General features: G+C 70.7%; 23 protein-coding genes. 13 read left to right on the top strand and 10 right to left on the bottom strand.

The window, feature by feature from the left end; all coding sequences use genetic code 11:
• Positions 1 to 2 precede the first annotated feature (2 nt).
• Entirely contained in the window at positions 3 to 2,546 is a 2,544-nt protein-coding gene (glgP, locus tag AB0K15_RS26430) for an alpha-glucan family phosphorylase (protein WP_364055720.1), read from the bottom strand.
• A gap of 98 nt (positions 2,547 to 2,644) precedes the next feature.
• On the opposite strand from glgP, the gene AB0K15_RS26425 reads away from it, so the two are divergent.
• Positions 2,645 to 4,069 (top strand): neutral zinc metallopeptidase, encoded by a 1,425-nt coding sequence (locus tag AB0K15_RS26425; RefSeq protein ID WP_364055717.1) that lies wholly within the window; start codon positions 2,645 to 2,647, stop codon positions 4,067 to 4,069.
• Between the two features lie 141 nt (positions 4,070 to 4,210).
• Here the strand turns inward: AB0K15_RS26425 and AB0K15_RS26420 are convergent, their stop codons facing one another.
• The gene (locus tag AB0K15_RS26420) at positions 4,211 to 5,140 is read right to left on the bottom strand and encodes a tetratricopeptide repeat protein (protein WP_364055714.1); all 930 of its coding nucleotides are present in this window, start codon (positions 5,138 to 5,140) and stop codon (positions 4,211 to 4,213) included.
• 165 nt (positions 5,141 to 5,305) lie between these two features.
• Between AB0K15_RS26420 and AB0K15_RS26415 the strand changes: the two genes are divergently transcribed.
• Complete coding sequence (locus AB0K15_RS26415; protein WP_364055711.1) at positions 5,306 to 5,710, top strand: hypothetical protein; 405 nt, start codon at positions 5,306 to 5,308, stop codon at positions 5,708 to 5,710.
• A gap of 4 nt (positions 5,711 to 5,714) precedes the next feature.
• Here the strand turns inward: AB0K15_RS26415 and AB0K15_RS26410 are convergent, their stop codons facing one another.
• Complete coding sequence (locus AB0K15_RS26410) at positions 5,715 to 6,020, bottom strand: thiamine-binding protein (RefSeq protein WP_364055708.1); 306 nt, start codon at positions 6,018 to 6,020, stop codon at positions 5,715 to 5,717.
• 88 nt (positions 6,021 to 6,108) lie between these two features.
• Between AB0K15_RS26410 and AB0K15_RS26405 the strand changes: the two genes are divergently transcribed.
• Positions 6,109 to 6,609 (top strand): MarR family transcriptional regulator, encoded by a 501-nt coding sequence (locus AB0K15_RS26405; protein WP_220237531.1) that lies wholly within the window; start codon positions 6,109 to 6,111, stop codon positions 6,607 to 6,609.
• 81 nt (positions 6,610 to 6,690) lie between these two features.
• Here the strand turns inward: AB0K15_RS26405 and AB0K15_RS26400 are convergent, their stop codons facing one another.
• The 3 genes from AB0K15_RS26400 to AB0K15_RS26390 all read right to left on the bottom strand — a co-directional run bounded on the left by AB0K15_RS26400 (position 6,691) and on the right by AB0K15_RS26390 (position 13,080).
• The gene (locus tag AB0K15_RS26400; RefSeq protein WP_364055705.1) at positions 6,691 to 7,062 is read right to left on the bottom strand and encodes a DUF3817 domain-containing protein; all 372 of its coding nucleotides are present in this window, start codon (positions 7,060 to 7,062) and stop codon (positions 6,691 to 6,693) included.
• Between the two features lie 303 nt (positions 7,063 to 7,365).
• Positions 7,366 to 9,765 (bottom strand): GH92 family glycosyl hydrolase, encoded by a 2,400-nt coding sequence (locus AB0K15_RS26395; protein WP_364055702.1) that lies wholly within the window; start codon positions 9,763 to 9,765, stop codon positions 7,366 to 7,368.
• A gap of 78 nt (positions 9,766 to 9,843) precedes the next feature.
• Complete coding sequence (locus AB0K15_RS26390) at positions 9,844 to 13,080, bottom strand: GH92 family glycosyl hydrolase (protein ID WP_364055699.1); 3,237 nt, start codon at positions 13,078 to 13,080, stop codon at positions 9,844 to 9,846.
• Positions 13,081 to 13,402: 322 nt separating this feature from the next.
• Between AB0K15_RS26390 and AB0K15_RS26385 the strand changes: the two genes are divergently transcribed.
• From AB0K15_RS26385 to AB0K15_RS26350, 8 genes are all read left to right on the top strand, one after another.
• Complete coding sequence (locus tag AB0K15_RS26385; protein ID WP_364055696.1) at positions 13,403 to 14,386, top strand: LacI family DNA-binding transcriptional regulator; 984 nt, start codon at positions 13,403 to 13,405, stop codon at positions 14,384 to 14,386.
• Positions 14,383 to 15,420: a class I mannose-6-phosphate isomerase gene (locus tag AB0K15_RS26380; RefSeq protein WP_364055693.1), complete on the top strand. Its 1,038-nt coding sequence runs from the start codon at positions 14,383 to 14,385 to the stop codon at positions 15,418 to 15,420. Before AB0K15_RS26385 ends, AB0K15_RS26380 begins: the two co-directional genes overlap by 4 nt.
• Positions 15,421 to 15,835: 415 nt before the next feature.
• Positions 15,836 to 16,894, top strand: coding sequence for a histidine kinase (locus AB0K15_RS26375; RefSeq protein ID WP_364055690.1), 1,059 nt, complete (start codon positions 15,836 to 15,838; stop codon positions 16,892 to 16,894).
• Positions 16,891 to 17,646 (top strand): LytTR family DNA-binding domain-containing protein, encoded by a 756-nt coding sequence (locus tag AB0K15_RS26370; protein ID WP_364055687.1) that lies wholly within the window; start codon positions 16,891 to 16,893, stop codon positions 17,644 to 17,646. The genes AB0K15_RS26375 and AB0K15_RS26370 overlap by 4 nt, the downstream gene beginning before the upstream one ends.
• Positions 17,647 to 17,668: 22 nt before the next feature.
• Positions 17,669 to 18,016: a hypothetical protein gene (locus tag AB0K15_RS26365; RefSeq protein ID WP_364055684.1), complete on the top strand. Its 348-nt coding sequence runs from the start codon at positions 17,669 to 17,671 to the stop codon at positions 18,014 to 18,016.
• Positions 18,017 to 19,759 carry a cation acetate symporter gene (locus AB0K15_RS26360; protein ID WP_364055681.1) on the top strand — a complete coding sequence of 581 codons (1,743 nt, stop codon included), beginning with the start codon at positions 18,017 to 18,019 and terminating at the stop codon, positions 19,757 to 19,759.
• Positions 19,760 to 19,831: 72 nt separating this feature from the next.
• The gene (locus AB0K15_RS26355; RefSeq protein ID WP_364055678.1) at positions 19,832 to 20,188 is read left to right on the top strand and encodes a DUF485 domain-containing protein; all 357 of its coding nucleotides are present in this window, start codon (positions 19,832 to 19,834) and stop codon (positions 20,186 to 20,188) included.
• Positions 20,185 to 21,816: a cation acetate symporter gene (locus AB0K15_RS26350; RefSeq protein WP_364055675.1), complete on the top strand. Its 1,632-nt coding sequence runs from the start codon at positions 20,185 to 20,187 to the stop codon at positions 21,814 to 21,816. Before AB0K15_RS26355 ends, AB0K15_RS26350 begins: the two co-directional genes overlap by 4 nt.
• A 62-nt stretch (positions 21,817 to 21,878) precedes the next feature.
• Here AB0K15_RS26350 and AB0K15_RS26345 read toward each other — a convergent pair whose 3' ends face one another.
• On the bottom strand, positions 21,879 to 22,598 hold the full coding sequence (locus tag AB0K15_RS26345; protein ID WP_364055672.1) for a peptidylprolyl isomerase: 720 nt from the start codon (positions 22,596 to 22,598) through the stop codon (positions 21,879 to 21,881).
• A 124-nt stretch (positions 22,599 to 22,722) separates the two neighbouring features.
• On the opposite strand from AB0K15_RS26345, the gene AB0K15_RS26340 reads away from it, so the two are divergent.
• Positions 22,723 to 23,727 (top strand): hypothetical protein, encoded by a 1,005-nt coding sequence (locus AB0K15_RS26340; protein WP_364055669.1) that lies wholly within the window; start codon positions 22,723 to 22,725, stop codon positions 23,725 to 23,727.
• A 64-nt stretch (positions 23,728 to 23,791) separates the two neighbouring features.
• Here the strand turns inward: AB0K15_RS26340 and AB0K15_RS26335 are convergent, their stop codons facing one another.
• A complete protein-coding gene (locus AB0K15_RS26335; RefSeq protein ID WP_364055666.1) occupies positions 23,792 to 24,982 on the bottom strand; it encodes an acetyl-CoA C-acetyltransferase in 1,191 nt (396 codons plus the stop codon).
• Between the two features lie 139 nt (positions 24,983 to 25,121).
• Between AB0K15_RS26335 and mce the strand changes: the two genes are divergently transcribed.
• Positions 25,122 to 25,580: a methylmalonyl-CoA epimerase gene (gene mce / locus AB0K15_RS26330; RefSeq protein ID WP_364055663.1), complete on the top strand. Its 459-nt coding sequence runs from the start codon at positions 25,122 to 25,124 to the stop codon at positions 25,578 to 25,580.
• A 13-nt stretch (positions 25,581 to 25,593) separates the two neighbouring features.
• Here mce and AB0K15_RS26325 read toward each other — a convergent pair whose 3' ends face one another.
• Together AB0K15_RS26325 and AB0K15_RS26320 are read right to left on the bottom strand one after the other, a co-directional pair.
• Positions 25,594 to 26,172 carry a TetR/AcrR family transcriptional regulator gene (locus AB0K15_RS26325; protein ID WP_364055660.1) on the bottom strand — a complete coding sequence of 193 codons (579 nt, stop codon included), beginning with the start codon at positions 26,170 to 26,172 and terminating at the stop codon, positions 25,594 to 25,596.
• 10 nt (positions 26,173 to 26,182) lie between these two features.
• A complete protein-coding gene (locus AB0K15_RS26320) occupies positions 26,183 to 26,551 on the bottom strand; it encodes an SPW repeat protein (protein ID WP_364055656.1) in 369 nt (122 codons plus the stop codon).
• Positions 26,552 to 26,685: the final 134 nt, after the last annotated feature.

Here is a 26,685-nt window from a genome sequence, read left to right as displayed (position 1 = left end):
CGTCAGGCGAGGACGACGCGGGCCAGTTCCGCCGGGCTCGCCAGCAGCGGGTGTTTCGGCAGCACGCGCACCGTGTAGCCCACCGAGCCGGCACGGGGCAGGCGCAGTGAGGCGGAGAACGCGCCGATGCCGTCGCCGCGCATGGGGACCGTGACGGTGTCGGTGAGCTCGTCGCCGTCGCCGACCTGCCCGACGACGGCCTGGATGTCCACTTCGGACGGGTCGAGGCCGGCGAGGTCGATGCGGGCGCGGACGGTGACCTCGGTGCCGACGACAAGCCTTTCGGAGCGGTCGTAGAGCAGCTCCGAGTCGAAGATCCGCACGCGGGGCCACGACACCTCGAGCTTGGTGCGGTAGTCGGCGAGCGACAGCGCGCCGGCGTACCCGTCGCCGACGGCGGCGGCGACCATGCGCGAAGCGGGCAGGTAGCCGGAGTCCACGTACTCGCGGACCATGCGCGACGCCTGCACGCGCGGGCCGAGCGTCTCCAGCGTGTGCCAGACCATGGACAGCCAGCCGGAGGGGACGCCCGAGGAATCCTTGTCGTAGTAGAGCGGCGCGATCTGCTGGCCGAGCAGGTCGTAGAGCGCGGCGGCCTCCAGGTCGTCGCGGCGTAAGGGATCGGTGACGCCGTCGGCGGTGGGGATGGCCCAGCCGTTGGAGCCGTCGTAGCACTCGTCCCACCAGCCGTCGCGGATGGAGAGGTTCAGGCCGCCGTTGAGCGCCGACTTCATGCCCGACGTGCCGCACGCCTCCAGCGGCCGCACGGGGTTGTTGAGCCACACGTCGCAGCCGCGGTAGAGGTAGCGGGCCATGGACATGTCGTAGTCGGGCAGGAAGACGATCCGGTGGCGCACGGCGGGGTCGTCGACGAACCGCACGATCTGCTGGATGAGCTGCTTGCCGTTCTCGTCGGCCGGGTGCGACTTGCCGCCGATCACGATCTGGATCGGCCGCTTCTCGTCCAGCAGCAGGGCGCGCAGGCGGTCGGGATCGCGCAGCATGAGGGTGAGGCGTTTGTACGTGGGCACGCGGCGGGCGAAGCCGACCGTCAGCACGTCGGGGTCGAAGACGCGCTCGGTCCAGCCCAGCTCCAGCGCGGAAGCGCCGCGCTGCATCCACGCCGCCCGCACGCGCCGGCGGACCTCGGCCACGAGCTTCTCCCGCAGCTCGCGGCGCAGCCCCCACAGCTGCTGGTCGGTGACGCCGTCGCGCAGCGAGCTGTCCGGCGTGCGGCCCTCGTGGCCGAACTCGTCGTGGTTGCCGCCCAGCAGCGCGCTCAGCTCGCGCGCGACCCACGTGGGCCCGTGCACGCCGTTGGTGATGGACGAGACCGGCACCTCGTCGTCGTCGAAACCGGGCCACAGGCGGGAGAACATGCGGCGGGTGACGCGGCCGTGCAGCTCCGAGACGCCGTTGGCGCGCTGAGCGAGCCGCAGTCCCATGTGGGCCATGTTGAACAGGCCGGGGTTGTCCTCCGCGCCGAGCTGCAGCACGCGGCGCACGTCGATGTCGGGCACGAGCCGGCCGTCGGAGAAGTAGCGCTGCACGAGGTCGACGGGGAACCGGTCGATGCCGGCGCTCACCGGCGTGTGGGTGGTGAACACCGTGCCCGCGCGCACGGCCGGGAGCGCCTCGTCGAAGCCGAGGCGGTCGGCCTGGATGATCTCGCGGGCGCGCTCGAGGCCGAGGAAGCCGGCGTGGCCCTCGTTGGTGTGGAAGACGTTCGGCTGCGGGTGGCCGGTGAGCTCGCAGAACTTCCGCACGGCCCGGAAGCCGCCGATGCCGGCGAGGATCTCCTGGCGGATGCGGTGGTCGGCGTCGCCGCCGTACAGCCGGTCGGTGACGGGACGCAGGTCCTCGTCGTTGGCTTCGATGTCGGTGTCGAGCAGCAGCAACGGAATGCGGCCCACGCGGGCGCGCCAGATCTGCGCGCGCAGCGTGCGCCCGCCCGGCATGGCGACCTCGACGAGGACCGCGTGCCCGCCGTCGGTCACCAGCTCCAGCGGGAACGCGTTGGGGTCGATCACGGGGTAGTGCTCGACCTGCCAGCCGTCGAGCGACAGGCTCTGGCGGAAGTAGCCCGACCGGTACAGCAGCCCCACGCCGACCATCGGCACGCCGAGGTCCGAAGCCGCCTTCAGGTGGTCGCCCGCGAGCACGCCCAGGCCGCCCGAGTAGTTCGGCAGGGCCTCGGTGACGCCGAACTCCATCGAGAAGTACGCGACGGCCGCGGGCAGACCTTCGTCGGTGCGCCGCTGGTACCAGCGCGGTTCGGTGAGGTACTGCTCCAGCCCCGCCGCGGCTTCGTGGGTGCGGCGCAGGAAGTCCTCGTCCACGGCCAGCTCTTCGAGCCGCTCCGGCGGCAGCGCGGTGAGCATCCGCAACGGGTCACGGATGGCGTTGAAGAGCTCGGCGTCCATCGACGCGAACAAGTCGCGGGTCGGTGGGTGCCACGTCCAGCGCAGGTTCGTCGCGAGCGCGCCGAGGCCCGCTAGCGATTCCGGCAGGCTGGCTCGGACGGTGAACCGGCGGACAGCACGCATGGTCAGCGACCATATCGGGCCCGGGCACGGAGCGCGCATGACCCGTTCGGGGATAACGCTCACATCGGGCACAGCCGCTTAGTAGGGTCCCGGGCGTGATGAGGCGAGGGGGAGCGCTGCTGGCGCTCGCGGTGGTGGCCGCGCTGGGCGCGGCGGCGTGCGGCAACAGCTCGGCCGGGCCGGTGACGCCCGGGGCCGGCAACGTCGCGGGCCTGCCCGTGACCCACTTCGACAGCGGCCTGAAGCGCGGCGCGCCGAAGCCGGACCTGACCGTGAAGAACGCCGAGGGCGGGCAGGACGACCAGCTGGCCACGGCCGCGATCGCCGACGTCGAGGCCTACTGGGGCGAGGCGCTGCCGACCGAGTTCGGGCAGGACTTCAAGCCCGTGACGTCACTGCTGTCCTACGACTCGCGCACCGACACGGAGCAGACGGCGTGCGGCAGCGTGAAGAAGCTCGTGAACGCGTTCTACTGCTCAGCTGACGACTCGGTGGCGTGGGACCGCGGCGTGCTGCTGCCGATGCTGCGCCAGCGCTTCGGGCCGATGTCGGTGGTCACCGTGCTGGCGCACGAGTTCGGCCACGCGATCCAGTACCGGCTCGGGCCGAAGGCCGGCATCACGAAGAGCACGCCGAGCGTGGTGAAGGAGCAGCAGGCCGACTGCTTCGCGGGCAGCTACTTCCGCTGGGTCGCCGAGGGGAAGAGCAAGTACTACCAGGTGTCCACGGCCGAGGGCCTGGACCAGATCATGGCCGCGATGTTCTTCATCCGCGACCAGGCCGGCACCAGCGCCACCGACCGGCAGGCGCACGGCACGGCGTTCGACCGGACGTTCGCGTTCCAGTCCGGGTTCGAGAAGGGCCCGAAGGAGTGCGCGGGAATGAACGCGCAGAACGTGCAGGCGCGGCTCACGGAGCGGCCCTTCGACAGCAAGGACACCGGCAAGGGCGACGCGAAGATCTCCGAGCAGACCCTGACGCTGCTGAAGGCGAGCCTCGATTCGGCGTTCGGCGGTGCGGGGGTGCAGGCGCCGACGATCGTGCAGGGCAGCGGCAGCTGCTCGGGTGGGCCGTCGACCCCGCCCGCGTCCTACTGCCCCGCGGACAACACGGTGAACATCGACGTTTCGCGGCTCACGGCGCTGGCGCAGCCGGTGGACGAGGAAGCCGAGGCCTCCGGGCAGCAGAGCACGGGGCTGGGCGACTTCGCCGCATTCGCGGAGGTGGCGTCGCGGTACGCGTTGGGGATCCAGAAGGGCGTGGGAGCGTCGCTGGACAACCCGAACGCGGGGCTGCGGACATCGTGTCTGGTGGGTGCCTGGGCGGCGTTCACGAACCGGCCCGGCACGCTGCGCCTGTCCGCCGGCGACCTCGACGAGGCGATCGCGGACCTGCTGCGTCCGGAGGGCCTGGTGTCGGCGGACGTGAACGGCAAGCGGCCGGACAGCGGTTTCGACCGGGTCGAGTCGCTGCGCCGGGGATACCTCGAGGGTTCCTCGGTCTGCTCGAAGCAGTACGGCTGACCGATCCGCCGGCGCGTTTTCCACGCAGGCTGGAAAATCAGCGTGAACGGAGTTTCCCGGCATGCTGGAAACGCGCCCGGCGGGTCGGGAACACGACGAAGGCCCCCGATCGCGGATCGGGGGCCTTCGTCGTGGAACGGCTCAGAACAGGGCGCTCGCCAGGTTGCGGCGGGCCTTCATCACGCGCTCGTCGGCCGGGTCGAAGAGGTCGAACAGCGCCACCAGGTGTTCGCGGACGCGGTTGCGGTCGTCGCCGGCGGTGCGGCGGACGGCGTCGATCAGGCGGGTGAACGCGGCGTCCACGTCCTGCTCCGCGATCTCCAGGTCGGCGGCCGCGAGCTGGGCGTCGAGGTTCGACGGGTCGGCGTCGGCCTTGGTGCGGGCGTCCGGGTCGGCCGCTTCGGCGCGGGCGGTGAACTTGACCTGGGCCAGGGCGTTCTTGGCCAGCTCGTTGGCGGGCTCGGCGTCGAGGATGCGCTCGTAGGCGGCCTGCGCCGCGGCGAAGTCGCCCTGCTCGAAGGCTTCCTCTGCCTCGGTGAAGCGCGGGTCCTCGGGCTCCTCGATCGGGCCGCGGACCTCCTCGGCGGCGCGGATGCCGGGGAGCTTGTCCCGCAGGGCGTCGAGCAGCGCGTTCAGCCACTTGCGGATCTCGGGCTCCGGCAGGGCGCCGGAGAACGCGTCCACGGGCTGGCCGCCGCCGATCGCGACGACGGTCGGGATCGACTGGGCACCGAACAGCTGCGCGATGCGCGGGTTGGCGTCCACGTCGACGCGGGCGAGCACCCACGCGCCGGCCGCTTCGGTGGCGAGGCGCTCCAGCACGGGGCTGAGCTGCTTGCACGGGCCGCACCAGTCGGCCCACAGGTCCACGAGCACGAGCTGGTTGAGCGAGCGCTCGACGACGTCGGTCTGGAACGTGGCTTCCGTCACATCCATGATGACGTCCGACGGCGGCGCGCCACCCCCGGCCGGCGCCGCACCCGCGGGCGGCGCGGGGGGCTGGCTCCGGGACGCTTCGGCCCGGGCCTTGAGCGCGGACAGGTCGACCGCGCCGGACAGTGCGGCGGACATGGCCGCTGAGTTCGCTGCAGATCCGCGTGGGTGTGTCACGCCCTCCATCCTGGCACGGGGTGGCGGGACATTTCACCGCCGGTGCCCGGGTGGCGCACTCGCGTCGCGATTGGCAGGAGCGCCCGGCTCGTGCATGCTCACGGCGGAAAGATCAGGGAGGCCGTGATGCTGAGCCGGCGCAACGCCACCGTGGCGGTGGCCGTCGGGGTGGGTGTGGCGTGGGTCGTGGCGATCACGGTGCTCATCGCGAACCAGCCGGACCCGGGCGCCCCCTCGCCCGTCGCTCTGCGTGACTCGCTGCGCAGTGCCCTCGTCGCCCGCGACTCCGGCGCGCTCGAAGACCTGCTCGACTACCCGGGCTCGGGCGCCTCCGACTTCGCCGACGACTACGTGGCCGTGCTCGGCGAAGACGACGTGCGCGACATCGCCGTGCAGCTCGTCCCCGACGACCACTCCCCCACGCGCGCGGTGGTCAGCGGGGTGACGCACGGTTCGCGCTTCACCTACTCCCTGGCCGTGACCAGGGAGGAAGGCCGGTGGACCGTGGCGTTCACCCCGCCGCTGCCGTAGGCACTCAGCCCTCGCGCAGGTGCGCTTCCACGCGGTCGACCTTCGCGGTGAGCTGGCCCGTGTCGTAGCCCGGGCGGATGTCGGCCTTGAGGACGAGGCCGACGCGCGCCGAGCCCTCCCCCGCGGCTTGCACGGCCTGCTTCACGACGGCCATCACCTCGTCCCATTCGCCCTCGACGTTCGTGAACATCGCGTTGGTGGAATTCGGCAGCCCGCTGTCGCGGACGACCTTCACGGCGCGGGAGACGGCCTCGCTCACGCCGGCGTCCGGGTCACCGCCGGAGGGGCTCACGCTGAACGCGACGATCATGTCGGGATCCTTTCGTCAGGGGAAAACAAAGGCGGGGCGAGCAGGGCGATCGCCGTCTTCCGGGTACCCGCTGGTAACTTCGTTTGTCATGAACCGACCGCTGCCGTTCGACCCGATCGCCCGTGCGGCCGAGCTCTGGGAGGACCGGATCGGTCCCGCCGGAACCATGGCCGCGGTCACCGGTCTGATGCGGGTGCAACAGATCATCCAGTCGGCGGTCGACGGCTCGCTCAAGCCGCACGGCCTCACGTTCGCCCGCTACGAGGCGCTCGTGCTGCTCACCTTCGCCCGCAACTCGAGGCTGCCGATGCGGGTGATGGGTGAACGGCTGCAGCTGCACCCCACCAGTGTCACCAACATAGTCGACCGCCTCGAGCGCGACGGGCTCGTGAAGCGCGTGCCGCACCCCACCGACCGCCGCACCACGCTGGTCGAGATCACCGACGACGGCCGCGCGCGCCGCGAAGCCGCGACGGCCGCGGTGACGGGCATCGACTTCGGGCTCACGGGGCTCACCGAGCGGCAGGTCGAGCAGCTCACCGATCTGCTCACCAAGGTCCGCCGCTCATCCGGCGACTTCACCGAATAACGCCGAAACCACGCGACCCGGGCAAACGCGAAACGGGCCCGCACGACACGAGGTCGTACGGGCCCGTCGGAAGCGGGGAACTCAGGCGTTCGCGGTCTCCGGCACGCGGGACTCGAACAGGCCGACACCGCCGTGGGTGAGGCGCTGCGGGCCGTCGAGGCGGCCGTTGCGCAGGGCCCACTTCTCGAAGATCCAGGTGAACAGCGGCGGGATGCTGGACAGCAGCGCGAGCACCAGGGTCTTCGGGCGCCAGCCGAGCGGCTTGGCGACGGACAGGGAGACCACGACGTAGAGCACGAAGATCACGCCGTGGACCATGCCGATGACGGGCACGCCGCCCTCACCGGAGGAGTGCACGACGTACTTGAGAAACATCCCGATCAGCAACGCGGCCCAGGACAGGGCTTCGGCGACTGCGGCCACGCGGAACACGAGAGCGGCCTTGCTGGACACGACTTTCCTCCTGTGCGTCACACGGGTGCGTGCTGCCTGCACACACAAAAACGCGTCCGGCGCACTGTCCAAGGGGGACTACCCGCTTGACGTCAACAGCACTGTCGGACGCGTATGACACCAGTGTGAGGCGTGACGGCCCTCACCGGAACACCGGGGCCCGTGACTATCCTCACGACCCCTCCCGAATATGGTCTGGACCACTGCGGAAAACCGGCGGGGAAATGCCCGGAAAACCGTGAAGGCCCCTTCCCGGTCTCGCATTCCGGGAAAGAGCCTTCACGGACAGTCCTCAATCGGGCACTAACCGGCACAAGGTGACGGCGGCGCCGACGAAGGTGATGTTGCCCACGTGGCCTGCGTGGCGTCGGCGGTCAGCGTGAAGTCCAGCGTGGTCCCGCCCCGCAACTGCTCGACACTCACGTACGACTTGTCGGACGGCCGCGCCTGCCGCCCGTCGCCCACCTTCAGGTTGCGGACGTACTGGAGCTTCGCCCCGTCCGCGCCCGGCGCCTTGATCGTCACCGAACGCCCGTTCTGCAGGTGCAGCACCGATTTGGCGAACTGCGGCGCGTTCAGCACGAAGTTCCCGGTACCGGGCACGGCCGGGTAGAGGCCGAGCGCGCTGAAGACGTACCACGCCGACATGGTGCCGAGGTCGTCGTTGCCCGTGACGCCGTTCGGGGCGTTCGTGAACAGCGTGTGGGCCGCGCGCACCACCGCGGAGGTCTTCCACGGCTGGCCGGTGAGCGTGTACATCCACGGCGAGTGCAGGTCGGGCTCGTTGTTGGGGTTGTAGCGGAACTGGTTGTAGTAGGAGTACGGCCCCACGACCCACTCCTCCCGGACGGTCTTCGCCGGGTCCTTCACGAGGTCGTCGTAGGCGAAGAAGTCGTCGAGGCGCTGGTGGGTGTTGTCGGCGCCGCCCATCTCCTTCATCAGGCCGGGCACGTCCTGCTGCACGAGCCACTGGTACTGCCAGGCGGTGCCCTCGTGGAAGCCGTCCTGGCTCTGCGGGCTGTACGGCTGGCCCGCCGGGGTGAACCAGTCGCCACCGGTGACCTTCGGGCGGAAGAAGCCGGTGAAGCCGCGGTCGGTCACGGTCGGGTCCCACAGCGTCTGGTAGGTGCGCCCCTTCGCGGCCAGCGCGGCCGCGTCCTGCTTCTTGCCCAGCGCCGCGGCCATGACCGACAGCGAGCAGTCGCCGAGCGCGTACTCGAGCGTGGCCGAAGCGCCGTGGTTCGGGTCGGTGTCCTGGCCCTTCTTCGGGAAGTTCGGGTCGTACTGCACGAACCCGTCGGCCTGGTAGCTCGCGTTGCCGGAGCGGCCCTGGAACGGCGAGGACGCCGGTGGGATCTGCTGCGAGTTCTGCAGCAGCGCCTCGTACGCCTCGACTTCGTCGCCCTTCAGCGCGCCGAAGCGCCACAGGTCGACCAGGAACGGCGTGACCGGGTCGCCGGTCATCGTGTTCGTCTCCTGGCTCGCGTACGCCCACCGCGGCAGCCAGCCGCCCTCCTCGTGGATCGCGAGGATGCTCTTCGCGATGTCGCGCGCCCGGTCGGGCTTGAGCAGCGCGAGCAGCTGGTTCTGGCTGCGGTAGGTGTCCCACAGCGAGAAGAAGTCGTAGTAGGTCCAGCCGATCGCGCGGTGGATCTTCTTGTCGAAGCCGTAGTAGCGGCCGTCGGCGTCGTTCGCGGTGAGCGGCTGCAGGAACGCGTGGTAGAGCGACGTGTAGAACACGGTGCGCTCGTCGGGCGTGCCGCCAGTGATGTCCACACTGGACAGTTCCTGGCGCCACGTGCGCTGTGCGTCGGCCTTCACTGCGTCGAACGGGCGCACCCGCGAGGCGGCGAGGTTCACGTCGGCGCCGTGGGCGTCCACCTGGGAGATCGACGTGGTGGCCGTGATCTGGTCGCCCTTCGGGAAGGTCAGCCACGCGCCGCGCAGGCCCGCGCCGCCGTCCGAGGACTTGCTGCCGGGCGTGCCACCCGTCGGCGACCAGGTGCCGTAACTGGAGAACGGCTTGTCGAACTTGGTGGTGAAGTACGTCGTGTAGGCCTTGCCGCCGCAGAAGGCCTGCGACTCGACGGTGCCGGAGATCGTGTGGTCGTCGACGATCCGCACGCTGCTGCCGGTCACGGGCTCCTTGGCGTTGGCCTGCCCGACGTTCACGAACACGTTGGCAGGACCGGACTTGTCGAAGGTGTAGCGCTCGACGCCGCTGCGGGTCGAGGCCGTGGTCTCCACGTCGACGCCGCCGTAGCCCGTGAGGTGCACCTTGTAGTAGCCGGGTTTCCCGACCTCGCCGTCGTGGGTGTAGGGCGCGGCGTAGTTGGCGTTGTCGAACGTGGCGGGCTTGGTCGTGTCGAAGGCCGCGCCCGGGCCGACGTCGCCCGTGGTGGGCAGGGTCTGCACGAGGCCGCCCTGTTCCCAGCAGCCCGCGCCGGACAGGTAGAAGTGGCCGAAGCCGCGGATCGCGGTGTCGGTGTAGAGGTAGCCGGCGTAGTGCGTGGTGGACGGCGAGACCTGCACCATGCCGAACGGCGCCGAAGCGCCGGGGAACGTGTTGCCCTCGTCCTGCGTGCCGATGAACGTGTTCACGGACTCCAGCGCGTCGGCCGGCCTGGCCGAGGCGGTCACCGGCGTGAGGCCGGCCGCCGCGACGGCGAGCGCGACCGCGCCCGCCAGTGTTCTGCTCCTCATCGAACTCCCCTGAAGGAAACGGGTCCGTGGAGGGCTCCTCGGGTGAGGAGCCCTCCACGGATCACGGACGGGCGAAGATCAGCCGACGGCGATCGCGAAGATGTGCATCGCGCCACCGCTGACGTTCGACGGCAACGTCACGCTCGCCACCGTCTTACCGACGTCGAGGGTGATCGGCGCGGTGCCGAACACCAGCGTGCGAATCTGCTGCGGGTCGGTGCCCGAAGCGTTGCGGTACGGCGTGGACAGCACGATCCGGTTGCCGAACGACGGTTGCGCGGCCCCGCCGCCCAGCGTCCAGTCGGACACGCCGACCGTGGCGGTGGACGTGGTGCCGTCGGTGTAGGTGACAGTGAGCGTGCCCTGCGCGTTGCCGTTGGAGCCGGCGCCGAGCAGCGCGAGCCGGCCCGAGCCGGTCACGGTCACCTTCTGGCCGTTGGCCACGACGTTGTCGGGGTCGCCCGCCGGGAACGAGGGCCAGGTGAAGTTCAGCCCGTCGCTCGTCACCGTGCCGCCCGGCTTGGCGCCGGCCGCCGCCAGCGCGTCGGCCGAGTAGCTCCAGCCACCGCCGTCGAAGTTGGCCTTCGTCGAGTCGGAGTCGGGCGAGATGCCGGCGTTGTCCACTGTGGCCAGCCAGCTGCCCGGCTGCGCCACGAGCACCGTGAGCACGGCCTCGGTGCTCGCCAGCCCCGGCGCGGAGAACGTCACCGGGATGCGGCGGGCGCCGTCGGCGGTGCCCGCGGGGACGGTGACGGTGACCGTGGCCTGCGCCTTGCCGTTCGCGGGCACGGCGACCGAGCCCGACGCCGGAGACAGCGTGATGCCGTCGGCGCTGCCCGCGGTGTAGGTCCACGTCTTCGCGGTGCCGGACAGGTCCTGCACGCCGACGCTCGCCGTCGCGGTCGAGCCCGCCGGGGTCACCACGCGGGCCGGGTTGGCGAACGCGAGGCTCGGCTTCTCCTGCTCGCGGAACGACGGCGGGGCGTCGGCCGCCGCGGCGCCCCACTGGGTGGCCGTGGCGGAGCGGGTGAAGTCGAGCGTGCCGCCGGTCGAGATCAGGGCCTCGGGCAGCCACGCCTTCGCGGCCGCGCCGCCGTTGACCTTCAACGAGCCGACGTAGTCACCGGTGCCCGGCGCGTTGATCGTGATCTTCTTGCCCGCGCCGGTCGTGAGCACGGCGTGCTCGAAGCGCGGCGTGGACAGCAGCACCTCTGCGCGGCCCGGGATCTCCGGGTAGACGCCCAGCGCGGACCACACGTACCAGGCCGACATCTGGCCGAGGTCGTCGTTGCCGATCAGGCCCTCGGGACGCGGGTTGTAGAGCTCGTCCATCGACCGGTGCACGATGGCCTGGGTCTTGGCCGGGGCACCCGCGTACGAGTAGGCGTAGGGCGCGTTGGAGTTCGGCTCGTTGCCCATGAAGGCGTACGGCTCCTGCGTGCCCGCGTTCAGCTTCGTGAAGAAGGTGTCGAGCCGCGACTGGGTCGCCGTGTCGCCGCCGAACGCGGAGACGACGCCGCCGAGGTCGTAGGGCACCATCCACTCGTACTGCGCGCCGTTGCCCTCGACCCAGCCCTGCGAGCTGGCCGGGTCGTACGTGCCGGCGAACGAGCCGTCGGCGTTGCGCGGCTGCAGGTGGCCGGTCCCCGGGTTGTACAGGTTCTGCCAGTTCTGCGCGCGCTTCATGAACGTGGTGTAGGTGGCGCTGTCGCCGAGGCGCTTCGCGAACTGCGCGATGGCGAAGTCGGCGCTGGTGTACTCGAGGGTGTCCGCGCCGGCGCCGGGCACGTAGCCGAGGCGCAGGTAGTCGGCGAGGCCGGGCCGCTCGGTGTAGCCCTGGGTCGGCTGCGTGGCGCCCTTGATCATCAGCAGCAACGCCTTCTGGGCGTCGAAGTCACGCGCGCCGAAGGCGTACGCGCTGGAGACGATGATGTGGTACGGGTCGCCGTTCATCACGCCGGTGTAGTCGTTGGCCACGGTCCAGCGGTCCCACGAGCCGCCCTGCTCGGCGTAGGCCATCATCGAGCGCACGATGTCCGACGTCTGGGCCGGGTCGATCGTGGCCAGCAGCGGGATCTCCGAGCGGTAGATGTCCCAGCCGGAGAAGTTGGTGTACATGGCGTGGCCCTTGTCCGCCTTGTGGATCCGGCCGTCGAAGCCGGGGTAGGAACCGTCCACATCGGAGAACACGTTCGGCTGGATCAGCGAGTGGTACAGCGAGGTGTAGAACGTGGTCAGGTCGGCGTCGGAGCCGCCGCTGACGGCGACCTTGCCGAGCTGGTCGTTCCACGCCTTGCGCGTGCCGGCCGCGATCTGGTCGAAGGACTTCTTGCCGTTGTTCTCGGCCTTCAGGTTCGCCTTCGCGCCGTCCACGGACACGAACGACAGGCCGACCTGCACATTGACCTGCGCGCCGTTGAGGTTCGCGAAGGTCACGTAGCCGCCGCTGCCGGGGCCGCTCACGGTGGTGTCCTGCGTCTTGGCCTTGGCCGGGCGCGCGATCGCGGCGTTCACGCCGTTCGGCTGCGCCACCTTCGCGCGGGCCCCACCGGTCTCCGACGTCTTGCCGGGCGTCACCGCGCCGTTCTTCCACGTGCCGATCGAGGCAAACGGGGTGTCGAACTTGGCCGAGAAGTACACGCGGTAGGTGTTCTGCGCGCCGCAGAAGCGGCCGCTGGTCGCCCAGCCGCTGATGGTGTCCTTGCCGATGGTGATCGACGCGTCGTCGGTGCCGTTGACCGAGCCGGACGTGTTGACCAGCAGCGTCGAGGACGCGCCGGCGGGGTAGGTCAGGCGCGCGGAGCCGGTGCGCTGCGTCGCGCTCAGCTCGACCTTCGCGCCGCTGTCGAGGGTGACGTCGTACTCGCCCGCGGTGGCGTGCTCGTTGTCGTGGCTGAACTTCGACGTGTAGTGGCCCGGGTCCGTCGCGGGCGAGGTGCTGACCTCGCCGACGTACGGGATGAAGGGGATGTCCTCGTAGGTCGAGCAGCCGGCACCCGAGAGGTGCGTGAGGCTGAAGCCCGTGAGGGCGTTGTCGTCGTAGAAGTAGCCGCCCGGCTGCGACTTCACCGTGTCCGGGCTCCACTGCACCATCCCGAACGGCGCCACCGCGCCCGGGAACGTGTTGCCGGCACCACCACCGGTGCCGAGGTCCTCACCACCGGGCCGAGTTCCGACGAAGGGGTTCACCCACTTCGCGAAATCGGTGGCCGGTGCTTTCGCCGCCTCGGCTGCCGTGGCCGGCGCGACCGCCGCCACCACCGCCGTGGTCAGGAAGATCAGTCCGGCTCTCCAGCGCGCTCGCGCCATCGCCATCGCCTCTCCAGTCGTCGGCGCGACACGGCCGTCAGGGCCGCGGAGGAGTGGGATGACAACCTTGTCGCGCACACCGTCGATGCGGGCAACCTTGGGCAATCCCTCACGAAAACGTCAAGGCAGGCGTGGGAACCTGTCTGGTTCAGGACACCGTGATCAGCCATCTGCCCCACAACTTTCGCAGGCTGAATCCCATTCGGCGCGAAGCGGGCATTGACAGCGACCCGGCCTTTGGTGTGCAATCTGCGCCACTATGACAACGTTGTCTCCTCATGGCCGGGAAGCGGACGGGCTTCCCCGCCCGGCGAGCCGACGGGCCACGATGAGCGATGTGGCCCGGCTGGCCGGCGTCAGCATCAAGACCGTGTCCCGGGTGGTCAACGACGAGCCCGCGGTGCACCCCGACACCGCCGAGCGCGTGGTGGCCGCCATCGAGCAGCTCGGGTTCCGCCGCAACCTCGGCGCGCGCAACCTGCGCCGCGGCTCGACCACGGGCACGATCGGCCTCATCGTCGAAGACGTCGGCAACCCGTTCTACTCCGAGCTCAACCGCGCGGTGGAGCGCATCGCCACGTCGTTCGGCCGCCACGTGCTCACCGGCTCGTCGGAGGAGAACTCCGACCGCGAACGCGAGCTGGCGCTGGAGTTCTGCGCGCGCCGGGTCGACGGGATCCTCGTGGTCCCGGCGGGCATGCAGCACGGCTACCTCGTGCCGGAGATGCGCGCGGGCACGCCGGTGGTGTTCCTCGACCGCCCGGCCGGCGACATCGTGGCCGACACCGTGCTCGTCGACAACCTCGGCGGCACCATCGACGCGGTCACGCACCTGGTGCGGCACGGGCACCGCCGGATCGCGTTCCTCGGTGACAGCCCCGACATCTTCACCGCGGCCGAGCGGCTGCGCGGCTTCCGCGAAGGCTGCGTGCGCAACGGCGTCTCCTACGACGAGAGTCTCGTGGTGATGCGCACACCCACGCCCGAGACGATCGCGCACGCCGTGGCGACGCTGCTGTCCGGTCCGTCGGCCGCGACGGCGGTGATCGCGGGCAACAACCGCGTGGCCGTGCACCTGCTGCGCGCCCTGGCCCACGCCGAGCACCGGCCGGCCATGGTGAGCTTCGACGACTTCGAGCTGGCGGACCTGCTGGACCCGCCCGTGACGGTGGTCGCCCACGACGTCAGCGCCCTGGGGCACGCGGCGGCAGAGCTGCTGTTCGCGCGGATCCAGGGGGATCAGTCCGCACCCAGAAAGGTAGTCCTGCCCGTGCATCTTGTCGCCCGTGGTTCCGGTGAGGTCACCCCGTGAGCACGCACCTCGAACCGATCCGGCTCCCGGCCAACCAGCCGCCGCAGTTCTACCGCGGTGGCGACGCGATCGCCGCGCTGCGCGGTGCCACCGGTACGGACTCGAAGTTCGGCCCGGAAGACTGGGTCGGCTCCGTCACCACGATGTTCGGCCAGGACACCAACGGCCTGACGAAGCTCCCCAGCGGTGTCTGGCTGCGCGACGCCGTGCGCGAAAACGCCGAGGCGTGGCTGGGTGCCGCGCACGTGGCCAAGCTCGGCGACTCCACCGGCCTGCTGGTGAAGCTGCTCGACGCGGGCCAGCGGCTGCCCGTGCACTTCCACCCGAGCGACTCCTTTGCGGAGAAGCATTTCGACTCGCACTTCGGCAAGACCGAGGCGTGGATCGTGGTGGGCACCTACGGCGACGACCCGCGCGTGTACCCGGGGTTCAAGGAGACGGTGAGCAAGGCGACCGTCGCCGAGTGGACGCGGGAGCAGGACGCCCCGAGTATGCTGGGCGCGCTCAACAGCGTGCCGGTGCAGGCCGGCGACACCGTGTACATCCCGGCCGGGCTGCCGCACGCGATCGGCGAGGGCGTGTTCGTGGTGGAGCTGCAGCAGCCCACCGACTTCTCGCTCACGCTGGAGTGGCGTGACTTCCTCGCATCGCCGGAGAAGGGCCACCTCGGCATCGGCTTCGACACCGCGATCGAAACGCTCGACACGTCCGGCTGGGACGCCGAGCGGCTCACCACGATCGTCAAGCACACCGCCGAGGACAAGGCCACGTCCGTCGACCTGCTGGCCGCGGGTTCCGACGAGTTCTTCCGCGCCGACCGCGTGCAGCTCAGCGGCGGCTCCCTGGCGTTCGACCCGTCGTTCTCCGTGCTCGTGGTGCTCGACGGCACCGGCACGCTGCGCACGGAACACGGCGGCGAGTTCTCCGTCACCAAGGGCGAGACCTACGTGGTGCCGTTCGACGCCGGGCAGGTCGAGGCGTCGGGCTCGCTGACCGCGATCCGCTGCCGCCCGCCCGCACCCGAGAAGAGGTAGGCCCAGGAGCGCGATCCTGCCGGAGGCGGTGGACCTCACGAAGCACCACGGCTCGGTGGAAGTCCGGCAGGATCGCGCTCGACGGCTCCGAAGAGCAGCTCGCGTCCGAAGTGGACGGTCTGGAGAAAGGCGGGTACCGGGCCCTCGTCGCCCAGGACCCGGCCGCGATCGGCGCCCAGGCGCGCAGGAGGCCGTGGCGGCGCTGGAGGGCGAGCCCGTGACGCGGACCCTCACCGCGCGGCCGCACTCCACCACCGAGGACGACCTGGCCGCGAACCCGCAGAACTTCTCCACGCAGAGCTGCTGAGCATCCCAGATTCGGCGAAGGGGACTTTCCCGCGCGGAAAGTCCCCTTCGCCGCGTTCGGGGCTAGGATCTACTCCCCCAGACTTTTGTCGCCGAGGGGAGGCCGACGATGACCGAGGGTGTCCGGCTGCCGTGGCGTTCCGCCGCGCGCGCCGACCCGATACCGGTGCTGGCCGCGGCGCGCAAGATCACCGACGACCTCATCGACGGGCTGGCCGGCACCCACGCACGGCGCGCGGCCCACGGGCTGCGGCGGCTGTTCGGCGTGGCCGGGCTGGGGCTCACGGACCTCTCGGGCTCGCTGCTGTGGTCGGGCCGGCCGGGGCCGGACGCCACCGTGGCCCACGTGCTCGACGAGGTGCTGCACAGCGAGGAGCCCGCGTCCGTCGACGGAGTCGCGGCGGTGCCGCTGCACGTCCACGACGAGCTGGCGGGCGCGTTGCTCGTGGTGGGCGCGTCGGGTTCGGAGGTGGTCCGGCAGGCGGCCGACGTGGTGGTGCAGGCCCTGGAACGCGGCCGGCTCGAGGCGTCGGCGGACCAGGCGGCGCAGGCCGAGCTGCGGGCGTTGCGGGCGGAGATGTCGCCGCACTTCGTGTACAACGCGCTGACCGTGATCGCGTCGCTGGTGCGCTCGGAGCCCGACCGGGCGCGGGACCTCATGCTCGACTTCGCCGACTACACGCGCTACAGCCTGGCGCGCCACGGCGAGTACACCGTGGTGGCCGAGGAGTTCCGCGCGGTGGAGACCTACCTGGCGCTGCAGCGCGCGGTGCTGGGCGAACGGCTCAAGGTGCAGGTGCGCGTGGCGCCGGAGGTACTGGCGGTGGCCGTGCCGTACCTGGTGCTGGAGCCGCTCGTGGAGAACGCCATCCGCCACGGCATCGAGCCGCGCGCGACCACCGGGCTCGTGCAGGTCCACGGGCAGGCGGAAGGGAACGACTGCGTGATCAGCGTGGAGGACGACGGGGTCGGCATGGACCCGAAGCTGGCCGCCGACATCCTCGCCGGCCGGGTCGCCGAGGGCAGCGGCCTCGGACTGGCCAATGTGGACAGACGACTGCGCAACGTCTACGGCGCCTGGTACGGGCTGACCGTGGAGACGGAAGTGGGTGCCGGTACGCGTGTGGTCGTGCGGGTGCCGCGGTTCCAGCCGGGGGTGCTGCCGTGAGCGGGCTGCGGGTTCTGGCCGTCGACGACCTGGCGCCGGCGCTGGACGAGCTGTGCCGGATGCTGCGCGAGGCACCAGAGGTCGGCGAGGTCGTCGGCGCGGGTGACGCGCTGCGGGCGCTGAAGCTGTTGCAGGCGGACCACTTCGACGCGGTGTTCCTCGACATCTCCATGCCGGGCCTCGACGGGCTGGAGCTGGCGACGCTGCTGGCTCGCCTGTCGGAGCCGCCGGTGATCGTGTTCGTGACCGCGCACGACGGCCACGCGGTCGCGGCGTACGGCATCGGTGCCGTGGACTACCTGCTCAAGCCGGTGCGGACGGAACGGCTGGCGGCGGCGCTGGCGAAGGTCGTGCGCATGGCGCCTTCGGAGGCCCAGCGCGCGGCACCCGACGCGATGGCCGCCCTCCCGGTCGACGCGGGCGGCCGCACGCGGTACGTCCGCCGCGACGACGTGTTGTTCGTGGAGGCCCACGGCGACTACGTCCGCCTCCACACCCGCGGTGGGGTGCACCTCGTGCGCATGCCGATCTCGCGGCTCGAGGAGTACTGGGAAGGCACCGGTTTCACGCGCGTGCACCGCGGTTACCTGCTGTCGGTGTCGGCCGTGCTGGAGCTGCGCAGCGACACCACCGGTGGGTTGCTGGCGCACACGCCCGTCGGCGACGTGCCGGTGAGCCGTCGCCACGCGCGGGAGCTGCGAGACCGGTTGCTGGAGGCGGCGCAGCAGGGGCAGCTGGGGTCGTCTTGGTGAGCGCCGTCTGGGTGGAGACGCCGTGAGCCGGGTCCGGCGGGTCGCCGTGACGAGCCCGCAGACGCGCCTCGCCCGCTCCCGCAGGCAGGCGCGCGGGCGGTGGCGGATGCCGCGGCTGAGGGCGTCCGACGCCGAACGCGCCGCCGTCCTCTACCGGGCGCAACGCAGACGCGGCATTCCCGCGCTGGTCGCCATGTTCGTGCTCGTGCTCGGGCTGCCCGTGGTGTTCGCCGTCGCACCGGGGCTGGACGCGGTGCGGCTGTGGGGCATTCCGTTGTCCTGGCTGATGATCGCACTGCTCCCCTACCCCGTGATGGCCGTGCTGGCGCGCTGGCAGCTGCGGCGCGCGGAGAAGGCCGAGGAGCGGTAGATGGACCTCGCGCTGGCGGTGACGCCCGTCGTGCTCATCACGCTGCTCATCGGCGTGCGCGGGGTGGCCGCGATGCGCACGACGTCGGACTTCCTGGTGGCGTCGCGGCGGATCTCGCCGTTCGTGAACTCCGCTGCGGTGTCCGGGGAGTACCTGTCGGCCGCGTCGTTCCTCGGGGTGGCGGGGCTCGTGGTGAAGGACGGGGTCGGCGCGCTGTGGTACCCCGTCGGGTTCACGGCGGGGTACATCGCGATGCTCGTGCTCGTCGCCGCGCCGATGCGGCGGTCCGGGGCGCTGACGGTGCCGGACTTCGCCGAAGCGCGCCTGGCCTCGCCGGCGCTGCGCAGGATCGCGGCGGTCGTGGTGCTGGTGATCGGCACAATCTACGTCGTACCGCAGTTCCGCACGGCCGGGCTGGTGCTCACGGCCGTGGGCGGCACGCCGTACTGGGTCGGGGTGGTCATCGCGGGCACAGCCGTGAGCGTCACGCTCGCGCTGGGCGGCATGCGCGCGGCGACGTACGTGCAGGCGTTCCAGTTCTTCCTGAAGCTGCTGCTGTTCCTCGTGCCCGCGCTGTGGCTCGTGGTGCACGTGAGCGACGCCGACCGCGACGCCGCGCTCACGCCCGTCGAGTTCACCCGCTTCACGCACGAGACGCCGGTGGACTTCGAGCACGACGTGACCGTGGTCCTGCGCGAGCCCACCACCATCGTCACCGCGACCGGGCCGAGCACGCTCCCGCCGGGCCAACTGACCGTCCACAGTGGAGAGCGCCTGGTCTTCGCCACCAACGCGCCCGTGCCCGACGTCAGCGACGGCGCCGCGCTCGGCGGCCCCGACTGGCAGCGGCCGCTGCTGGACCTCGACAAGGGTTACCCGTTGCTCGGCACGTGGGCCGTGCTCATCGCGACGATGCTCGGGACCATGGGCCTGCCCCACATCCTGATGCGCTTCCACACCAGTCCCGACGGCCGCGCCGCCCGCCGGACCGCGGCGATCACCGTGGCGCTGCTCGGCGTGTTCTACCTGTTCCCCGGCGTCTACGGCGTGCTCGGCCGCGTGCTGGTGCCCGAGATCTACCTCTCCGGCGACACGGACACGGTCGTCGTCGCGCTGCCGGCTCAAGTGGACACCGGCTGGGCCGGTGAACTGTTCACGGCGCTGCTCACCGCGGGCGCGTTCGCGGCGTTCCTGGCGACGTCGCTGGGCCTGCTGCTGGTGATGTCGGGCGCCATCGCCTACGACCTCATGCCCGGTGGCCTGCGCCGGCTGCGCGTGACCGTGGTGTTCGCCGCCGCGGCGATGGTGGTGCTGGCGCTGCCGTCGGCGCAGCTCGACGCCGGGGTGCTCGTGACGTGGGGCTTCACCGTGGCCGCGTCCACGTTCTGCCCGCTGCTCGTGCTCGGCATCTGGTGGCCGCGCCTCACGGCCGCGGGCGCGATCAGCGGCGTGGTCACGGGGCTCGTCGCGTCGTCCGGCTCGATCCTGTTCGCCCTGGCCGGGCCGCGGCTCGACGGCTGGGTGGCGATCTTGGTGTCACAACCGGCACCCTGGTCGGTACCACTCGCGTTCGGCGTCATGGTGGCCGTCTCCCTGCGCGGCCGCCCGCCGTCCTGGGCCGGCGCCGCGATGCTCCGCCTGCACCTCGACGAGCGAGCGCCCGGCCCGGAGCCGCCCCATTCGTCCGCACCCGTGTACCGCTCGTCGACCGTTCGTCGTGTCGCCCGGCGTTTGAACCGCTGACACTTCCTCGCCGGCGCCGGGGCTCCCTAGTGTGGCGCGGACCACAATTCGCAGCGTCGCGAGGGAGTGACCATGAGTCCCACCGACTCCGGCGTGTCCGACAGCCCGCCGGACACCTGGGAGCAAGTCCAGGAGAGCGCTGAGTTCAGGCAGCTACGCCACCGCTTGCGCAGCTTCGTCTTCCCGATGACCGCGCTGTTCCTCATCTGGTACCTGCTGTACGTGCTGCTGGCGGACTACGCCCACGGCTTCATGAGCACGAAGATCGCCGGCAACTTCACGGTGGGCCTGCTGTTCGGCCTGCTGCAGTTCGTGTCGACGTTCCTCATCACGTGGCTGTACGTGCGCTACGCCAACCGGCGCCTCGACCCGCTGTCCGAGCGGATCCGCGAAGACATCGAGAACCCGGTCACGAAGGAGTCCGAATGAAGACCCTCGCGGCAGGCGTCGAGGGCAGCAACCCGACGCTGAACATCATCATCTTCGCGGTGTTCGTGGCGATCACGCTCGTGATCGTGTTCCGTGCGAGCCGCAACACCAAGACGGCGTCCGACTACTACGCCGCCGGACGCGCGTTCTCCGGCCCGCAGAACGGCATCGCGATCAGCGGTGACTACCTGTCGGCCGCTTCGTTCCTCGGCATCGCGGGCGCCATCGCGATCTACGGCTACGACGGGTTCCTCTACTCGATCGGCTTCCTCGTGGCCTGGCTGGTCGCGCTGCTGCTGGTCGCGGAACTGCTGCGCAACACCGGTCGGTTCACGATGGGCGACGTGCTGGCGTTCCGCATGAAGCAGCGCCCGGTGCGCGCCGCGGCGGCGATCTCGACGCTGATCGTGTCGTTCTTCTACCTGCTGGCGCAGATGACGGGCGCGGGTGGCCTGGTCGCCCTGCTGCTGGGCATCGAGGGCAAGACCGCGCAGTCGGTGGTCATCGCGATCGTCGGCGTGATCATGATCGCCTACGTGCTCATCGGCGGCATGAAGGGCACCACGTGGGTGCAGATCATCAAGGCGGCGCTGCTCATCATCGGCGCGCTCGTGATGACGCTGTGGGTGCTCGCCAAGTACGGCTTCAACTTCTCGTCGCTGCTGCAGGGAGCCGTCGACAAGGCGGGCGCGGCCGGCGAGACGCTGCTCGGGCCGGGCAAGCAGTACGGCGCCACGGGAACGTCCAAACTGGACTTCTTCTCGCTCGGCATCGCGCTGGTGCTCGGCACGGCCGGCCTGCCCCACGTGCTGATGCGCTTCTACACCGTGCCCACGGCCCGTGACGCCCGCCGTTCGGTGGTCTGGGCGATCGTGCTGATCGGCGTGTTCTACCTGTTCACGCTGGTGCTGGGCTACGGCGCCGGCGCGCTGGTCGGGCCCGACGACATCAAGGCCGCACCCGGCGGCGTGAACTCGGCGGCGCCGCTGCTGGCCCTGAACCTCGGTGGCCCGGTGCTGCTGGGCCTGGTCTCGGCGATCGCGTTCGCGACGATCCTCGCTGTGGTCGCGGGCCTGACGATCACCGCGTCGGCTTCCTTCGCCCACGACGTGTACGCGAGCGTGGTGAAGAAAGGCAAGCCGCAGCCCGGTTCGGAGGTACGCGTCGCCCGGATCACCGCCGTCGTGATCGGGGCTGTCGCGATCGCCGGTGGCATCCTGGCCAACGGGCAGAACGTGGCGTTCCTCGTGGCGCTTGCCTTCGCCGTCGCGGCCTCGGCCAACCTGCCGACGATCCTGTACTCGCTGTTCTGGAAGCGGTTCAACACGCAGGGTGCACTGTGGAGCATCTACGGCGGCCTGATCATCTCGATCGTGCTGATCGTCTTCTCGCCGGCGGTGTCCGGCAAGCCGATCGACGCGAAGACGGGCAAGAGCCCGTCGATGCTCCAGGGCGTGGACTTCCACTGGTTCCCGCTCGACAATCCGGGTCTGGTGTCCATCCCGGCCGCCTTCCTGCTCGGCTGGCTCGGGACGGTGTTGTCGAAGGAACGCAACAAGAAGAAGTACGCGGAGATGGAGGTCCGTGCCCTCACGGGTGTGGGTGCGGAGAAGGCTGTGCAGCACTGAGTTTCATGCAGTACAAAGCGGGCCGGGACTGTCCAGTCCCGGCCCGCTTTGTACTGGGGGTCCTACAACCCGAGCGGCAGCACCAGCTCCAGGTCGGTCTTGCGCACCGGCGTTCCGTCGACCGCGGTGCCGTCCTCGTTCGGCTCGATGCCGCCGGCGGCGACGCGGTCGAGGGTGCGCAGGCCGAGCGGGCCGACGGTGCCGAACACGGTGTAGTCGGGCCGCAGGGTGGAGTCGCCGTAGACGAGGAAGAACTGGCTGCCGTTGGTGTTCGGGCCGGCGTTGGCCATGGCGACCAGGCCGCGGGAGTAGATCCGGCCCGGACCCGACGGGTTGGTGGTCGAGGGCGGCAGGTCGGTGGGCAGTTCGTCGCGGAAGCTGTAGCCCGGGCCGCCTTCGCCGGTGGCCGTCGGGTCGCCGCACTGCAGGACCTGCAGTGTCGGGTAGGCGGTGAGGCGGTGGCAGGTCGTGTTGTTGAAGAAGCCGTGGCGGGCCAGGTGCAGGAAGCTCTGCACCGTGCACGGGGCCTCGGCGCGGTCGAGTTTCAGCGGCAGCAGGCCCTGGTTGGTGATCACGGGGACGTCGACCTTGCCGCGGTCGGGAGTGTGCCGCGGGTCGGGCGGCAGGGGCACGGGACGGGCGGCGGGCTCGTCCGGCGTTTCGGTGTACTGGCAGGCGCCGTGGGTGGTGGTGGGCGCAGCGGCTTGCGTCGCTTGCGCCGCCGGGGTGAACGCGGCGCACAGCGCACCGATGGCCAGTGTGGTGACGAGGAGCCTCTTCATGCGGTATCCCTCCCAGTGAGAAGGGCAGTATACGAACGGTCCGGACCATTCGGCGCCCCGCGAAAGTCGGGCGCTCACGAAACGCTGACCGGCTCCTGACAACTGTTCCCTAGCGTCCCCGGTCATGATCACTCGCCTCTTCCTCAGCGTCGTGGCCGCCGCCGCGGTGGCGGCCGCGCTGCCCGCGGTCGCGTCGGCCGCGACCGGGCCGGTCGTGCAGCCCCTGGCCGTGTCCGCGGCCGACCAGCAGGCCGTGCTCGACTACTGGACCCCCGAACGGATGAACGCGCTCACTCAGCCGTCGTCGGACAACCCGCCGACGGGCGGCCCGGACGGCGCGCCGTGGACCACCGGCAACGCGGTGTCCAAGACGGTCGGCCGGCTCTTCTTCACCGACCACGGTGAAGATTCCAGCTGCACGGCCACCGTGGTCGACAGCGCGAACCGCAGCACCGTCGTCACGGCCGGGCACTGCGTGAACGACACCGACCTCCTCGGCGAGGACAACCAGTGGAACGCGCACTCGATGTTCGTCCCGGGCTACCACGACGGGCAGGCGCCGTACGGGAAGTTCGTCGCCCGCTTCGGCGTCGCGGACAGCACGTGGCTCGCGAACGACCAGATCGACGCGCAGAGGTTCGACACCTTCGACCAGGCTTTCGTGGTCCTCAACCGCGGTGCGTACGGCGTTTCCGTGCAGGACAAGGTGGGCGCGGCGCAGAAGATCGGCTTCGACCGGCCGGGCAGCGCCGAGGTCTACCAGTTCGGCTACCCGCGCGCCGCGTCCGATCCCGCGCGCGAAGGCCTGCCCGAATACACGGGCGCGCGCCTGGCGTTCTGCACGGGCCCGACGCGCGAGTGGCCGGGCACCCCGGACTTCCCCGACTCGCCGAACCAGTGGGGCACGGCGTGCGTGATGGGCGGCGGCTCCAGCGGCGGCCCGCGCCTGCGCGACTTCAACCCGAAGACCGGCTTCGGCACGGTCGTCGGCGACAACACCGAAGCGGGCTTCTTCGACGCCGCGGGCAAGCCGTGCGAACGCGATTCGGGGTGCACGCGGTACCTGGTGGGGCCGCAGTTCAGCACCGCGGTGACGAAGCCGTTGTTCGAAGCGGCACAGCACGCCTGACCCGGGTGAACGACGAAGGCCGGGCAGCCGCAACGGGCTGCCCGGCCTTTCGCCGAACCAAGAACTACTTCGCCGCCGGAACCCGCAGCAGCAGTGCGTCGCCCTGGCCGCCGCCGCCGCACAGGGCTGCGGCGCCGAGGCCGCCGCCGCGGCGGCGCAGCTCATGGATCAGGTGCACCGCCAGCCGGGCGCCCGAGGCGCCAATCGGGTGGCCCAGGGCGATGGCGCCGCCGTTGACGTTGACCTTCGACGGGTCCAGGCCGAGCTTCTCACTGGCCACCACGCCGACCGCGGCGAACGCCTCGTTGATCTCGACCAGGTCGAGGTCGCCGACGTCGAGCTTGGCCTTCGCGAGAGCCTTGCGGATGGCGTTGGACGGCTGCTCGTGCAGCGACGCGTCCGGGCCGGCGACGACGCCGTGGGCGCCGATCTCGGCCAGCGGCGTGAGGCCCAGCTGGGCGGCCTTCTCGGGGCTGGCGACAATCACGGCCGCGGCGCCGTCGGAGATCTGCGACGACGAGCCGGCGGTGATGGTGCCGTCGGAGGCGAAGGCGGGGCGCAGCTTGGCGAGGCCGTCGACGGTGGTGTCGGCGCGGACGCCCTCGTCGGTGGAGAAGACGATCGGGTCGCCCTTGCGCTGCGGGATGGTGACGGGCGCGATCTCCTCGCGGAAGAAGCCGGCCTCGATGGCGGCCGCGGCGCGCTGGTGGGAGCGCGCGGAGAACTCGTCCTGCTGCTCGCGCGTGATGCCGTAGCGCGCGTTGTGCTTCTCCGTCGAGGCACCCATGGCGACCTGGTCGAAGGCGCAGAACAGGCCGTCGTGGGCCATGTGGTCGAGCATCGTCACGTCGCCGTACTTGAAGCCGCCGCGGGACTTCGGCAGCAGGTGCGGCGCCTGCGTCATCGACTCCTGGCCGCCGGCCACGACCAGGTCGAACTCGCCGGCGCGGATGAGCTGGTCGGCGAGCGCGATGGCGTCGAGGCCCGAGAGGCACACCTTGTTGATCGTGAGCGCCGGGACGTCCATCGGGATGCCCGCGGCCACGGCGGCCTGGCGGGCGGGGATCTGGCCGGCGCCCGCGGTGAGGACCTGGCCCATGATCGTGTACTCGACCTCGGACGGCGAAACCCCGGCCTGCTCCAGCGCCGCTTTGATCGCGATGCCGCCGAGCTGCGCCCCGGTGAAGTCCTTCAGCGAGCCGAGCAGCCGCCCGATGGGGGTACGGGCCGCACCCAGGATCACGGAACCGGACACGTCGTCCTCCCAAGAATTCTGAACACCTACAGTCTCATGACTGTACCCGGGCCCGCGGCTTCTTGATGGAGCCAGTGTGAGGGGGCGCACGTAGGTTTTCAGGGGGCTTCACCAGGGTGGTGGCCTTTATCCTGCCCCCATGAACACTGAGTCCATCCAAGCCGTGCTCACCCCGTTCGTGACCGCGATCGACCACGTCGGGATCGCGGTACCCGACCTCGACGAAGCGATCGCGTTCCACAAGGAGCACTTCGGCCTGGAGGTCGCGCACGAGGAAGTGAACGAGGAGCAGGGGGTCCGCGAAGCGATGCTGCGCGCGCCCGGCACCGCGGGCACCGAGACGATGATCCAGCTCCTCGCGCCGCTGCGCGACGACTCGACGATCGCGAAGTTCCTCGGCCGCAACGGGCCCGGCCTGCAGCAGCTCGCCTTCCGGGTGTCCGATGTGGACGCCGCCGCGGCCGCGCTGCGCGAGCAGGGCCTGCGACTGCTGTACGACGAGGCCAAGCGCGGCACCTCCGACAGCCGCGTGAACTTCGTGCACCCCAAGGACGCCGGCGGCGTGCTCGTGGAGCTGGTGGAGCCCGCCGCGCGCTAGGGCTCTCGCACTCTCAGCGCTTGGGCTCCCGGGCCTTGGCCGACAGCGCGTTGGCCAGGAAGGTGAGTTCGCCGTCGAACTCGGCGGGGCGGTCGTCGCCGGAGTGGCGGGCCGTGGCGTGGCGGTGGCTCACGGCGCGGGCGAGCAGGCCGGAGGCGCTGTCGAGGTCGGCGACGGCGAGGCGCCCGCCCGTGGCGCCCACGATCACCGAGCGGACCAGGCGCACGAGGTGCTGGAAGCGTTCTCCGAGCGCGTCCCGCACCACGTAGTGGGTGTCGGCTTCGCGCCAGAGCACGTGGGAAAGGCCGAGCGAGCCGATGAAGCGGCGGTCGAGCTCCGAGACGAGCCGCCGCAGCGACCCGGCGAGGTCACCGGGCACCACCACGGCGGCGGGCTCGATGTTCTCGTCGGGCAGCCGGGCGACCAGCGCAGCCAGCAGGTCGGACTTGCGGCGGAAGTAGTAGTGGACCAGACCCTTCGGCACCCCGGCGCGCTCCGCGATGCGGGACGTCGGGGTGGCGTCGAAGCCGGACTCGGCGAAGAGCGCTTCAGCCGCGCAGAGGATCCGCTCCTTCGCCGAGTCATCCGTCATGTCAGCTCCTTCAGTGCGGCATCGCCGTCCGGTGGGCGGCGGTGGCCATCGGCATCGCGGCGGCGCCGGCGATGATCGTGAGCGCACCGGCGACCCAGGACGTCCACGACGCCCCGTTGAACTCGGTGTACCGCATCACCCACGGCGCGAGGAACAGCAACACCCCGAGGACGATCTGGATGCCCTCGCCGTAGACGGCACCGGGCGCCGCGAGCGACACCAGGCCGTCGATGGCGATCAGCGCACCGAGGATCACCATCGTCCACATCGTCATCGTGTCCGTGCTCAGCCAAAGGGGTGAAAGAGCGGCGACAACACCGATGACGACCTCGGCCCAGTCGTGGGGCCGGGTCCAGGCGCGCGTCGAGACTTCACTCATTCGTGCTCACCTCCGCAGAGAACCTGCTGTTCAGGAAGTTTCCCTGCTTCGATCATGCGCCTTGATTGGCCGGCCGGTCAAGATCTGTGGGTCACAGTTGCGCACAACCGGTTCCGGCGTGGTTTTCAGCCATC

This window comes from Amycolatopsis sp. NPDC049253 (assembly GCF_040678995.1).
Classification (GTDB): domain Bacteria; phylum Actinomycetota; class Actinomycetes; order Mycobacteriales; family Pseudonocardiaceae; genus Amycolatopsis.
Note: the sequence above shows the minus strand (reverse complement) of the source record. Positions and strands in the feature narration are given on the sequence as shown.

What these genes read in the sequence shown, in the direction of transcription:
- mce (WP_364055663.1), top strand. Translation starts at nt 25,122, where the DNA reads ATGAACACTGAGTCCATCCAAGCCGTGCTCACCCCGTTCGTGACCGCG.
- AB0K15_RS26425 (WP_364055717.1), top strand. Translation starts at nt 2,645, where the DNA reads ATGAGGCGAGGGGGAGCGCTGCTGGCGCTCGCGGTGGTGGCCGCGCTG.
- AB0K15_RS26360 (WP_364055681.1), top strand. Translation starts at nt 18,017, where the DNA reads ATGGACCTCGCGCTGGCGGTGACGCCCGTCGTGCTCATCACGCTGCTC.
- AB0K15_RS26350 (WP_364055675.1), top strand. Translation starts at nt 20,185, where the DNA reads ATGAAGACCCTCGCGGCAGGCGTCGAGGGCAGCAACCCGACGCTGAAC.
- AB0K15_RS26345 (WP_364055672.1), bottom strand. Translation starts at nt 22,598, where the DNA reads ATGAAGAGGCTCCTCGTCACCACACTGGCCATCGGTGCGCTGTGCGCC.
- AB0K15_RS26395 (WP_364055702.1), bottom strand. Translation starts at nt 9,765, where the DNA reads ATGAGGAGCAGAACACTGGCGGGCGCGGTCGCGCTCGCCGTCGCGGCG.
- AB0K15_RS26320 (WP_364055656.1), bottom strand. Translation starts at nt 26,551, where the DNA reads ATGAGTGAAGTCTCGACGCGCGCCTGGACCCGGCCCCACGACTGGGCC.
- AB0K15_RS26415 (WP_364055711.1), top strand. Translation starts at nt 5,306, where the DNA reads ATGCTGAGCCGGCGCAACGCCACCGTGGCGGTGGCCGTCGGGGTGGGT.
- AB0K15_RS26390 (WP_364055699.1), bottom strand. Translation starts at nt 13,080, where the DNA reads ATGGCGATGGCGCGAGCGCGCTGGAGAGCCGGACTGATCTTCCTGACC.
- AB0K15_RS26410 (WP_364055708.1), bottom strand. Translation starts at nt 6,020, where the DNA reads ATGATCGTCGCGTTCAGCGTGAGCCCCTCCGGCGGTGACCCGGACGCC.
- AB0K15_RS26385 (WP_364055696.1), top strand. Translation starts at nt 13,403, where the DNA reads ATGAGCGATGTGGCCCGGCTGGCCGGCGTCAGCATCAAGACCGTGTCC.
- AB0K15_RS26325 (WP_364055660.1), bottom strand. Translation starts at nt 26,172, where the DNA reads ATGACGGATGACTCGGCGAAGGAGCGGATCCTCTGCGCGGCTGAAGCG.
- AB0K15_RS26340 (WP_364055669.1), top strand. Translation starts at nt 22,723, where the DNA reads ATGATCACTCGCCTCTTCCTCAGCGTCGTGGCCGCCGCCGCGGTGGCG.
- AB0K15_RS26420 (WP_364055714.1), bottom strand. Translation starts at nt 5,140, where the DNA reads ATGTCCGCCGCACTGTCCGGCGCGGTCGACCTGTCCGCGCTCAAGGCC.
- glgP (WP_364055720.1), bottom strand. Translation starts at nt 2,546, where the DNA reads ATGCGTGCTGTCCGCCGGTTCACCGTCCGAGCCAGCCTGCCGGAATCG.
- AB0K15_RS26405 (WP_220237531.1), top strand. Translation starts at nt 6,109, where the DNA reads ATGAACCGACCGCTGCCGTTCGACCCGATCGCCCGTGCGGCCGAGCTC.
- AB0K15_RS26375 (WP_364055690.1), top strand. Translation starts at nt 15,836, where the DNA reads ATGACCGAGGGTGTCCGGCTGCCGTGGCGTTCCGCCGCGCGCGCCGAC.
- AB0K15_RS26355 (WP_364055678.1), top strand. Translation starts at nt 19,832, where the DNA reads ATGAGTCCCACCGACTCCGGCGTGTCCGACAGCCCGCCGGACACCTGG.